Origin of the sequence: Mastigocoleus testarum BC008 (assembly GCF_001456025.1) — a bacterium.
Taxonomy (GTDB): Bacteria; Cyanobacteriota; Cyanobacteriia; order Cyanobacteriales; family Nostocaceae; genus Mastigocoleus; species Mastigocoleus testarum.
In genome coordinates this window covers 54,922-65,886 of the sequence record NZ_LMTZ01000144.1, presented here as the reverse complement: position 1 = coordinate 65,886, position 10,965 = coordinate 54,922, and the positions used below count along the sequence as shown (strand labels likewise).

9 protein-coding genes are annotated in these 10,965 nt (G+C 37.1%); 5 read left to right on the top strand and 4 right to left on the bottom strand.

All coding sequences use genetic code 11. From position 1 onward, the window contains the following. Positions 1 to 133 precede the first annotated feature (133 nt). From BC008_RS38810 to pcrA, 3 genes are all read left to right on the top strand, one after another. Complete coding sequence (locus BC008_RS38810) at positions 134 to 919, top strand: N-formylglutamate amidohydrolase (RefSeq protein WP_027845007.1); 786 nt, start codon at positions 134 to 136, stop codon at positions 917 to 919. A 172-nt stretch (positions 920 to 1,091) separates the two neighbouring features. Beyond that, entirely contained in the window at positions 1,092 to 1,280 is a 189-nt protein-coding gene (locus tag BC008_RS38805; protein ID WP_036266859.1) for a hypothetical protein, read from the top strand. Between the two features lie 247 nt (positions 1,281 to 1,527). After that, positions 1,528 to 3,855 carry a DNA helicase PcrA gene (pcrA, locus tag BC008_RS38800; RefSeq protein ID WP_027845008.1) on the top strand — a complete coding sequence of 776 codons (2,328 nt, stop codon included), beginning with the start codon at positions 1,528 to 1,530 and terminating at the stop codon, positions 3,853 to 3,855. A gap of 164 nt (positions 3,856 to 4,019) precedes the next feature. Here pcrA and BC008_RS38795 read toward each other — a convergent pair whose 3' ends face one another. From BC008_RS38795 to BC008_RS38780, 4 genes are all read right to left on the bottom strand, one after another. Further along, complete coding sequence (locus BC008_RS38795) at positions 4,020 to 6,209, bottom strand: pentapeptide repeat-containing protein (RefSeq protein ID WP_058183368.1); 2,190 nt, start codon at positions 6,207 to 6,209, stop codon at positions 4,020 to 4,022. Between the two features lie 379 nt (positions 6,210 to 6,588). Beyond that, positions 6,589 to 7,233: a retron system putative HNH endonuclease gene (locus BC008_RS38790; protein WP_027845009.1), complete on the bottom strand. Its 645-nt coding sequence runs from the start codon at positions 7,231 to 7,233 to the stop codon at positions 6,589 to 6,591. Next, positions 7,230 to 8,483, bottom strand: coding sequence for an AAA family ATPase (locus BC008_RS38785; protein ID WP_027845010.1), 1,254 nt, complete (start codon positions 8,481 to 8,483; stop codon positions 7,230 to 7,232). Before BC008_RS38785 ends, BC008_RS38790 begins: the two co-directional genes overlap by 4 nt. 17 nt (positions 8,484 to 8,500) lie before the next feature. Next, complete coding sequence (locus BC008_RS38780; RefSeq protein WP_027845011.1) at positions 8,501 to 9,493, bottom strand: metallophosphoesterase family protein; 993 nt, start codon at positions 9,491 to 9,493, stop codon at positions 8,501 to 8,503. 126 nt (positions 9,494 to 9,619) lie between these two features. On the opposite strand from BC008_RS38780, the gene BC008_RS38775 reads away from it, so the two are divergent. Together BC008_RS38775 and BC008_RS51885 are read left to right on the top strand one after the other, a co-directional pair. Beyond that, positions 9,620 to 10,495 carry a hypothetical protein gene (locus BC008_RS38775; protein ID WP_058183369.1) on the top strand — a complete coding sequence of 292 codons (876 nt, stop codon included), beginning with the start codon at positions 9,620 to 9,622 and terminating at the stop codon, positions 10,493 to 10,495. A gap of 302 nt (positions 10,496 to 10,797) precedes the next feature. Continuing rightward, a complete protein-coding gene (locus tag BC008_RS51885; protein WP_235595809.1) occupies positions 10,798 to 10,950 on the top strand; it encodes a hypothetical protein in 153 nt (50 codons plus the stop codon). Positions 10,951 to 10,965 lie beyond the last annotated feature (15 nt).

Sequence of the window (10,965 nt, the reverse complement as noted above, 5' to 3'; positions counted from 1 at the left end):
TCGTACAGAAGACGCTAGGAATAAGCTTTCTAAGATTTATCCAACCCATCAAAACTAATGAAAAAGACTACTAGAGTGTCTCACTTTATAAACGCGTCACGCTTTGCTAATGCTAATCCCTAGTTTCCCATCAATGTTCAATATATTTAAAATCTACCAACCCGAGGAGAAGGAATTACCTGTAATAGTCGATATCCCTCATAGTGGAATGTTTGTTCCTCCAGACATTTCAGCCCAATTTATCGAGGAGCATCTTCAATCTTTACCAAATACTGATTGGCATCTCGATAAAATGTACGATTTTTTACCAAAATTTGGGGTGACAATCATTCAAGCAACCCATAGTCGATATGTGGTGGACTTGAACCGTCAGATTAAAGAACCGACTTTTGGTTCTTTTTGGACATCAGTTATTCCTGAAAAAACAGCATTTAATCGCGATATTTACCAGCAAAAACCAAATAAAGAACAAATCCAACAACGTATCAAAAAATATTATCTTTCTTATCATGAAAGCTTAAGAGCGCTTGTGGAACAAAAATTGGAAGAATTTGGTAAGGTTTACCTTTTGGATTTACACAGCTTTTTTGGACCGATTACCGCAGATGTTTGTCTGGGAAATGTTAATAACCAAAGTTGTTCGGAGCGATTAATAAGGGCTGTAGAAAATAATTTTGCTCGATATGGCTATGAAGTTGTGCGCAACCAAGTTTTTAACGGTGGATATATCACCAGACATTACAGTCAAATACCAAATGTAGAAACTCTACAAATTGAAGTTCGCTATCACGTTTATCTTCAAGAAGACCAACTCGATCTACCCCAACCCCCATCTTGGGATGTTCCCCAATTTCATGCAGCAAAGATAAATTTTTATGATATTTTCTCTAAAATTGTTGCAGAAATTTTCAACAAATGAAAAATTAGGTTTTTCTAGTTTAAATTTAATTGGTTTGTATATAAAAATTACAGAAATTTTGTTACAAGCTAAAACTTTAGCTATATAGAGATTCAGGTGTTCCCATCCTGTGTCAGAATAGCTAACTACAATAAACTGTTAATTAACGATTAAATACTGAAGAGTTTTACTTATGAGTGGTTCTCCCAACCTTGGTGTCACAATTTTTTTATATATTGCTGGTATTTTATTGATAATTTTGGCAATAGTACTATTATTGCAAGCATTTGGAATACTCTCATTTCCAAAAGAAGCTATTTGGGCTTTGGTTCTACTCGCAATTGGTTCGGGAATTCTTGCTGGAGTTCGCCGTCGTGGTTGATTAAGGCTTTTTCTGTGGAATTTACTTACTGCTGTTTTTTATAAGTTATATCTCTATAACTATATTTCTGTAACTCATGAGTTTTTGATGAAAAATTTTACTTAATTTTTCATAGAGTCAATCGAAAATTAAATCTTGCCGAGGAAGTTTCGATATTCTCAATTTAACGACTAACATATTTAACTTTAAACGACAAAAGCTATACCATATCAGTTGCTTGAGTTAAAATTCTACAATTGCTCCACTTATGATCGCCACCTCTGACTTCCTCGGTCACCTCAATCCCTCCCAACGCCGTGCAGTAGAACATCACTGCGGTCCCTTATTAGTTGTTGCTGGTGCAGGTTCTGGTAAAACCCGAGCGCTAACGTTTCGCATCGCAAATCTAATTTTGAAACATCAGGTAAATCCAGAAAATATCCTAGCGGTAACTTTTACCAATAAAGCTGCACGGGAAATGAAAGAGCGTATTCAGAAATTATTTTCTGAGCAGCTGGCAATGCAGTATCATTCTACAAAATTTGATCTGCTGCCAGAATATGAGCAAACTAAATTAAAATCCCAAGTTTATAAAAATACTATTAAAGATTTGTGGTGTGGAACTTTCCACAGTTTATTGTCTCGGATTCTTCGTTTCGATATCGAAAAATATCAAGATGAAAAAGGACGTCAGTGGAAACGTAATTTTTCCATTTTTGACGAATCTGATGCTCAAAGTTTGGTTAAGGAAATTGTTACCAAACAACTAAACCTTGATGATAAAAAATTTAACCCCCGTTCGGTTCGTTATGCAATTAGTAACGCCAAAAACCAAGGTTTTTCACCAAAGGAATTAGAACGAGAGCGACCAGATTACAAAGGTCGAACCATTGCTCAGGTTTACGGTATCTATCAAGATAGATTAGCGGAAAATAATGCTCTCGATTTTGATGACCTAATTTTGATTCCCGTTCGCCTATTCCAGCAAAATGAACAGGTATTGAAATATTGGCATCATAAGTTTCGTCATATTTTAGTCGATGAATATCAAGATACCAACCGCACTCAATACGAACTTATTCGTTTGTTAGCAACAAACGGTGAAACTAATAAGAGTTTGTGGGACTGGGACAAAAGATCTGCATTTGTGGTCGGAGATGCAGATCAATCCATATATTCATTTCGGATGGCTGATTTCCGAATTTTGCTGGAATTCCAAGAAGATTTCGGTGATGGTTTACCAGATGAAGAGACCCAGACGATGGTGAAATTAGAAGAAAACTATCGTTCCTGTGAAAATATTCTTCAAGCTGCCAATGAATTAATTGAAAACAATACCCAGCGCATTGATAAAATTCTCAAAGCAACCCGTGGTAGTGGCGAACAGATTTATGCTCACAAAGCCGATGATGAAATTGCTGAAGCAGAGTTTGCAATTCATCAAATTCGGACTTTGGAACGAGAAAATCCAGATATTAACTGGGGTAGCTTTGCAATTCTCTACCGTACCAACGCCCAATCCCGCCCCTTTGAAGATATTTTAGTGCGTCAAGGTATTCCTTATTCTGTAGTTGGGGGATTAAAGTTTTACGATCGCAAAGAAATTAAAGATGTCCTCGCTTATTTAAGGGCTTTAGCTAATCCTGCTGATACGGTCAGTTTGTTAAGAATTATTAATACTCCTCGCCGTGGTATTGGTAAAGCTACAGTTGATAACTTGGTGAATGCGGCTCAAGAATTAGGTGTTAACCTTTGGGAAATACTTAGCGATGAAACCTCGGTAAATACTTTGGCGGGACGTTCGACAAAATCGGTGAATAAATTCGCTAAAATGATTGGCGATTGGCAAACCCAAATCGAAACAGTTTCAGTATCAGAAGTTTTACAAGCAGTATTGGAAGGTTCTGGCTACATTAAAGATTTGAAAACCCAAGGTACTGATGAAGCAGAAGATCGGTTACAGAACGTCCAAGAGCTTTATAACGCTGCATTGCAATTTGAAGAAGATAGCGATGATGTTTCTTTGCAAGCATTTCTTGCAAGTACGGCTTTAAGTTCGGATTTAGATAACCTTAAAGAAGGAAGTGAAGCTGTTTCATTAATGACTCTCCATGCTTCAAAAGGACTGGAATTTCCCGTAGTATTTTTAGTTGGTTTAGAACAGGGACTATTTCCTAACTACCGTTCGATGAACGATCCAGCAGCATTGGAAGAAGAGCGTCGTCTTTGTTACGTAGGAATTACCCGCGCCCAAGAAAGATTATTTTTATCTCACGCACGGGAACGACGCCTTTATGGTAGTAGAGAACCAGCTATGCGATCGCAATTCTTCGACGAGTTACCAGAAGAATTATTAACCACTCAATCGCGAAGACGGATGGAACGTAGAAGTAAAAGTCCTGCATTTGCTGTTAATGGAGTAGATAGCAACCAAAATTGGCAGGTTGGGGAAAGAGTGTTACATAAAGCTTTTGGAATAGGTGAAATCACACATGTTTTTGGTGGAGGTAAGAAGATATCAGTAGCAATTAAGTTTTCTGGTTTGGGTCAAAAAATTATCGATCCTCAAGTCGCTCAGTTACAACGGATGAATTAGATTGCATCGCGAATGAGTTTTGACTTATTATTTGTGACTCCTGTAGAGACGTAGCAGAGCCTACGGCGTCGGCGTTTGAACGCATCCTAGCGGATGTTCGCTGTAAGCGCGTGCAAACACCGCAGGTGCGGCTCAGCCTCTGCTACGTCTCTACGACTAATGACTTATTCCTCTTTGGGAAAAGTAATCTTGATGGTTTTTGTAATTTTTACCTGTTTCTGCTTTTTGGATGACGAGCGATCGCGCTTGTCATCTTCACAACCGTTGGGTATTTCAACTGTAAAGTGGGACAAGATGTAAAATATCAAACGCTCTAACTTTACACTTTCGCGTGAGCGGATAATCAAAAGTAAAACAATTAAAAATAGTAATATACAGGCGTTATACTGATAGTTCAGTATTTCAACTTTTGCGACTAAATCTGGGTCACATTTAGCTTTCTCCCAATTTTGCGCGAAAAAGATTTGTTCTGCTTTGAGATTTTTTGCACCAGAAAAATCAGCAATTTCAATATTGGTATTCTCAAAATTGGTTCCACAAAGATCTGCAAAATAAAGCTCAGCAGCGGATAAATTAGCTTCCTGAAACTGAGCATCTCGGAGGTTTGCTCCTTGTAAATTTGCTTTGCGTAGATAAGCACCTCGAAAATTAGCTCCTCGGAGGTCAGCTATTTTCAGTACAGCTTTTTCCAAGATTGCTTTTTCTAAGTTAGCTCCTGTAAACTTAGTTGCTTCTAAATTTGCTCGATAAAAATCGGCTACCTGTAAGTGAGCTTTATGGAGATCGGCTTTACACAAGACCGCACGACGTAAATCTGCTACTCTTAAATCTGCTTCTAACAGTTCGGCTGCTTGAAGATTAGCATTCTGAAGATGTGCCATCCATAAATTAGCTCCTTTGAGTTTCGCTTGTTCGAGATTAGCTTCCTCAAGGTTAGCTTCTTGAAGATTAGCATTACCTAATTCAGCTTTGTATAAGTCTGCACCTTGTAATTGAGCTTTATAGAGATTGCTATTGGAAAGATAAGCTTCTTTTAAGTTTGCTTGCTGTAGTTGAGATTCTTGTAGAAATGCTCTGCGAATATAAGCATTTTCTAAGTTAGCTTTTTGAAGATTAGCTTTTTCTAAAATGCTTCCTTGGATATGTGCTTCTTGTAAATTAGCTTCTTGGAGATTAGCTTCTCGCAAATCCGCAGATTTTAGTTCGGCGTTTTGTAAATTCGCTGCTTGAAGATTAGCTGCTTGCAAAGTAATTTCGATTAAAGTAGCTTTTTGCAGATTCGCTTTGGAGAAATTAGCTTGGGGAAGAAATTTAGTTTCTCGTAAATCTGCTTGCTGTAAATTTGCTTCTGCAAAATTAGTATTTTGTAAATCTGCTCCCCAAAGGTTGGCTTTTTGGAGGTTAGCTGCTTGGAGATTTGCGCCTTTGAGATCGGCTTCTCGTAGATTAGCTTGTTCCAAATAAGCATTTTGGAGATTAGCATCTTGCAAATCTAATTTTTTTTCTTGCAAAATCGCACTCACATCACGACCGGGAATAATCTGGCTAACCAATTCTTGAACTAGTTTCCACTTAGGTTCTAACTGAGTTTCATCACTGATTTCAGTATTTTTGAGATTGGTTCCTTTAAGATTAGCCATGCGTAGATTTGCATCATATAAATTTGCATAGCTTAAATCCGCTCCTTGGAGATTGCTAGAACGGAGGTCGCACCCCCAAAGATGTGCATAACTTAGATTTGCTCCTTGGAGATTTGTTTCCCTAATATTAGAGCCTTTAAGGTTAGCTCCTCGAAGATTTACTTTTTGAAGCTTAGCTCCTTCAAGATCTGCTTTTTCAAGTATGGCTTCACTCAAATTTGCTTCTTCCAAGTCAATTTGTTTTAAATCTCGACCTACAACACTTTTGTTGACAATTTCCCAGACAAGTTTCCATTTGCGATCAAACTTCGTCTTGATACTAATTTGACTACCTTTGAGATTAGCACCTCTTAAATCAGCACCTTGAAAATTGACTCCACCTAGGCGCGCTTCTTGTAAATCTGCATTTTGAAGATTAGCTTGTTCAAAATTACTTCCTCGCAAGTCTGCTCTACAAAAATCAGCATTTTGTAACTGCGCGTCTTGAAAATTTACACCTTGAAGTTCTACATCTTTAAAATTAGCTCTTTGAAGTTTAGCTCCTTTAAAATTAGCTTTTTGTAGATTTGAATCTTGGAAATTTGCACCTTCAAGATTTGCATTTTGAAAATTTGCACCTTGGAGATTCTTATAATGAAAATCTGCACCTGCAAGGTCTTGACCGCCGAAATCGTTTTCTTCAGGTTCTTGACCGAATAATCTTTCAATAGACATAAGTAATTATATTAACAGATTAGTATATCTGTTAATTTTGATGCATTATTCTTACGAAATCACCTGTATGTGGATACAATTCAAAATCTTAGAAATTTAAATATTCTAAATTTAAATATATCTCTAAAAGATTAATTTTTTTGCTTAATATAATCACATACTTTACTAAAAATCCGATCAAATTTTAATAACTATCAAATATCTAAGATTATTTTCAGACACGATTATTTGTCTGCAGCAATCACAGTACAAGCGCATCTATATATCTTGCAAAATAGTTGTAAATACCTGCTAACAATAAAGCCCAGAATAAATTATAACGGTATTAATTGTTTAATTTATGTGTAAAAATTCTTAAACTAATAGTGAATACGAGGGACTAAAAATATTGCTTAAATGTATAAGCAACAGCAGCCCAAAAAGGTGTATACTGACCCTCGGAATCCATTTCTTGATAGGCTTGGGCGAGGGTATGTATTTCTCCGTCATCCAATTCTTCAACTATTTGTAATGCTGCATCAATCGCCTTTCTCCGCATCTTTGTAAGTTTATTGATATTTAAAGCCAGTTTTGCGATTGTAGTTTCAGCAGCATCTAGTTTATCGGGATTATCCGCAGCTAAAATTTCCCCAGAACCAGTGTATTTAAAATAATCTGGACAGTTTGGATCTAAGGGAGAAATCATTAAATCTTCATCAAACCAAGCACCCTTTTTATGACCGCAATGAACTGGTTTGGTTGGTCTTTGTTCGTCTTCTCCCTGACAAGAAACTATCAAATTGGTATAGCTGAAGGTTAAATGTTTGTATTGGCTTTTGGGTCGATAGTGTTCAATGTGACAATTTTTTCTGAAGATACGAATCCCGCAGTAGCAACAAATGTGACCTTGTTCCTTTAACAGAGCATGATACACATCGGTTTTGACTGATTTATTAAAGGATTTCCAATTCGGCGTTTTATTCCTGAGTCTGTCATTGTAGCCAGTCAAACTACCTGGTTCTGGATTCTTGTGGATATATTTCATTTGTTGAGAATTTCCTTGCGACGAATTAGAACATCAGCGCGGACAAATTCTGGTTCATCTTCTCCAATCTGCAGAGCTAAATCCCGACGTAATTGTTTTGCACCTTCCAAATCTCCTTCATCAATAAATTTGAATAGCTGCTGCAAGCTATTTTTGATTTCTTGAGGTCTTTCGGGAACCTCCATTAAGTCCTCTAAGATACAATTGGTATCTCTACCAAAAGAGTTTTCTGGTTTCAGTGCAATGATACCTTCTGCTGTATTTTCAATAATATGAATTCCCTCAGGTTTAACGTGGCTAATTACCTGGGGTGAATGGGTAGTAACAATAAACTGACAATTAGGAAAAGTTTTACTTAAAGCCGGAATAATTTCCCTTTGCCATTGGGGATGTAAGTGTAGTTCAACTTCATCAATTAAAATAATACCATTGCCTTCTAAAGGTTCTTCAAGTCCGGGGTTTGCGATCGCTAAGCGTCTTGCTAAATCCCCCACCATTGCAAGGAGACATTTTTCTCCATCGGAAAGTTGACTGACATTGAGTTCTCGCTCCTGCTTCTTCACTGTCATCCTTAAAGGAGAACGACGGATTCTCAAATCGGATAATCCTGGAATCAGAGAATAAATAGCCTGTCGAACAACTTCTAATTGATGATTGGTATAATTAGCATCATCTCTTCTCTCTTCATTCTCCAAGTCTTCCCATTTTCTGAACCACTGAAAGAAGTTATTAAAGTTTATTTTCGTACCATGTAGGGATTCTTCGTAAGCTGTTACTCGATCTACAGAATGCTTTTTCCTAACTCTCAAAGGAATATCAACAACAGCGCGATTTACAGAGTAATGAACTACAACAGTTAGATTAAAATTTGGGTCAGCCTTCAGACTATCCTGGGTAGACTCAATTAATTTACGTAATTGTGTCAAATCGGTACTACTATTTTTACTACGTTTTTTTTGGAGTTTTCCAAGGGACCAAGTTACGTCACCTTCCGTAGTCATAACTGTTATTTCATTACATGTTTCTTGAGATCCTTCTCTGATATCTTGTTCTCGGAATAATCTACCTGAAGTGCTGGGGTATTGAACCGGACTGGTATACCGAGAGAGAAGAATGGCGATGCAATCAAGAATACTAGATTTACCAACGCCATTAATACCAATAAACACGTTAGGTTCGCACTCTTGGAATTCTAGCGTCATATCGCTAACTCCCCGAAAAGAGTGCATCTTAATATGTTTGATTTTCATGCTTGAAATTAATTTGATTAAATTAATCCAGATTTAACCAGCAAATGACTTGATTTTAATGAGATGATACCTCGGTCAAAAACTTCATTGTCAGTACCAATTCCGCTAATTTCTATCCGATCTGCATATACATTGTATGCAGCAAAACTTAATTTACTTGCAGAATATTCAGTCCATTCGGAACGTCCTACCGGACGGGTAGTAGCACCACCACCACATACAATATAAGTAGTACCGTTTATTGGGCGGGTACGCTCATAATTGTGCTCGTGTCCATTAATATAAAGTTGAACGCCATACTTTTTAAATAGTGGAGTTAGGACATCAATGAAAGGTTTATTCACTCCATAAACACCAGATGAATAAATTTGATGATGACCAAAAATAATTTTCCAAATAGCCTTACTATTACTCAGTTCTTTTTCTAACCAAAGAAGTTGATTTTGCCAATCAGCATTACGGTTAGTATCTAAAGCAAAAAATTGTACGGGACCGCGATGAAAAGTGTAGTATCTTCCTTGCATATTAAAGCCAAAGTATTTAACTTGGGGCTCGCCATTTGCAGTTCGGATATCGTGGTTCCCTAAAACAGCATAAAACTTTACACCTTGCTTCAGTAAGGAAGCATAGGGACACTCAAAAACTGAATTAATCTTTTCAATCTCACCATTTGTATAAATATTATCTCCAGCTAAAATAACCAGATCGTAAGGATTTTGACGGCGATAATTTATCATAGATTGTGCTACAGAATACTGACCATCTCCACCGGTTCCCGTATCAGCTACGGATGTGAATCGTAAAAGTAAATCGTTTTTGTTCGATTCTTTGTTGGTGGAAATTTGGGATCGTAAACTTGAAGCAAAAATTGGGGGATTAAAAGTAGTTATACTACCAGCAAGATAAGCTGGTCCAAATTTAATAGGTCCAGATTTAATAAATCCATCTTTAATAAAATTAACAAAACTAAAACTACCCAGAGATATAAATCTACGCCGTTTCAATGACATATCTGATAATTAATAATTCAACAACTTGACCAAAAGTAGTTAAGTGATAAATTATGGCTGAAGATGCGATCCACCTTCCGAATTTATCTTATTTTTTTTCGATCCGCTGTTTTCTAGGAAACTTCCATGTCACAAGAAAAGCCAAATCCACAACCGCCACAATCACGATCAAATCCAGAACTGGAAGACAATTATTCAGAGGATCGAGAACCATTTTTGGGTCAGACAATTAATCCGTCACCAACACCTAGCGTTCTTGAAAAACTCCAGTCGATTTGGAATAGTGCTTTAGTTAAAATTCGTTCCCTCTTACCAGAAAATATAGCTTCAAAGTTGTCAGACCGGGCTTTAACAGGAATTGTTATCGCGATCGCTTTCCTGGTTGTCGGTATAAGTGTAAATACTTTTAGTCCCAAGTCCAAGGCGATCGCAACTGCTCCGACCCCAGAACAAGTTTCTGATTCCCAAATAACTCCAAAAACAGAATCAGTTACATCGGTCGCACCACCCGAACAACAAATCGCCCAATCTCCACTTCCAACAGAACAAAGTGAATCAGAGTTAAAAAATACGAATTTACAAACTCCAAAAGCTCCATCTTCTCTAGCACAAGAAAAAACTTCCTCCAATTCAGACGAAAAGCAAACTATAAAAAAACAACAAGTTACTGCACCATTAACCCTGGAACAAAAATTATTCACGATAATTGAAAATCAAATTACAGAAGCGATCACTAGTCTGCATGAAGATACACAAATTGAAACTTTTTCTAGTAATCCCATTGATGCTGTCCGAGTTGACTTTGCTAGTAGTACCCTTAGCTTGAAAATTAGTGATGATTGGTATTCTCTCACCCATCCGGACCAAGATAAACTTGCAGCAGAAATCCTAGAACGCTCCAAAGAGCTTGATTTTGTCCACCTAGAAATTACTGATTCCAAAAATAAGCTGATAGCGCGTAACCCTGTTGTGGGAAGTAAAATGATTATTCTCAAAAGGTAGAAATCAGGTGTCATTGGTAGAACTACAAACAGTTCTCAATAAGTTCAGTAGATTAAAAATCATGTAGAGACGCGGCATGCCGCGTCTGTCATAAATTATTATTAATATGCAATTTATTTATTAAAGTGCTTTTGCACTACTTTGCCTTTGTTGACTGTCATTGAGTAAAAACTAAATTCTATGCAGAAAAATCCTCACTGTCGTTACTTAAGTGAGGAAATTCCTGCTTGAATTTTTGATTTGCGATCGCCTCACAACTTTTCACGCAACTCAATCTTGAACAACTCAACAAAGGAATTTGAATGCAATTCAACCCACTTTTTACAGGAAAATTGCTACGCCTTGCTGCACCCCAATCTGAAGATAATGAGTATTTTGCTCGTTGGTCTAATGATGACGAATATCTGCGCTTAGCAGATAATGACCCTGCAAAACCAATGACACCCGAAGATTAGAATCAATTTGAATCT

Excerpts from the sequence above, each read along its gene's own strand:
- BC008_RS38810 (WP_027845007.1), top strand. The coding sequence starts at position 134 with ATGTTCAATATATTTAAAATCTACCAACCCGAGGAGAAGGAATTACCT.
- BC008_RS38805 (WP_036266859.1), top strand. The coding sequence starts at position 1,092 with ATGAGTGGTTCTCCCAACCTTGGTGTCACAATTTTTTTATATATTGCT.
- pcrA (WP_027845008.1), top strand. The coding sequence starts at position 1,528 with ATGATCGCCACCTCTGACTTCCTCGGTCACCTCAATCCCTCCCAACGC.
- BC008_RS38795 (WP_058183368.1), bottom strand. The coding sequence starts at position 6,209 with ATGTCTATTGAAAGATTATTCGGTCAAGAACCTGAAGAAAACGATTTC.
- BC008_RS38790 (WP_027845009.1), bottom strand. The coding sequence starts at position 7,233 with ATGAAATATATCCACAAGAATCCAGAACCAGGTAGTTTGACTGGCTAC.
- BC008_RS38785 (WP_027845010.1), bottom strand. The coding sequence starts at position 8,483 with ATGAAAATCAAACATATTAAGATGCACTCTTTTCGGGGAGTTAGCGAT.
- BC008_RS38780 (WP_027845011.1), bottom strand. The coding sequence starts at position 9,493 with ATGTCATTGAAACGGCGTAGATTTATATCTCTGGGTAGTTTTAGTTTT.
- BC008_RS38775 (WP_058183369.1), top strand. The coding sequence starts at position 9,620 with ATGTCACAAGAAAAGCCAAATCCACAACCGCCACAATCACGATCAAAT.
- BC008_RS51885 (WP_235595809.1), top strand. The coding sequence starts at position 10,798 with ATGCAATTCAACCCACTTTTTACAGGAAAATTGCTACGCCTTGCTGCA.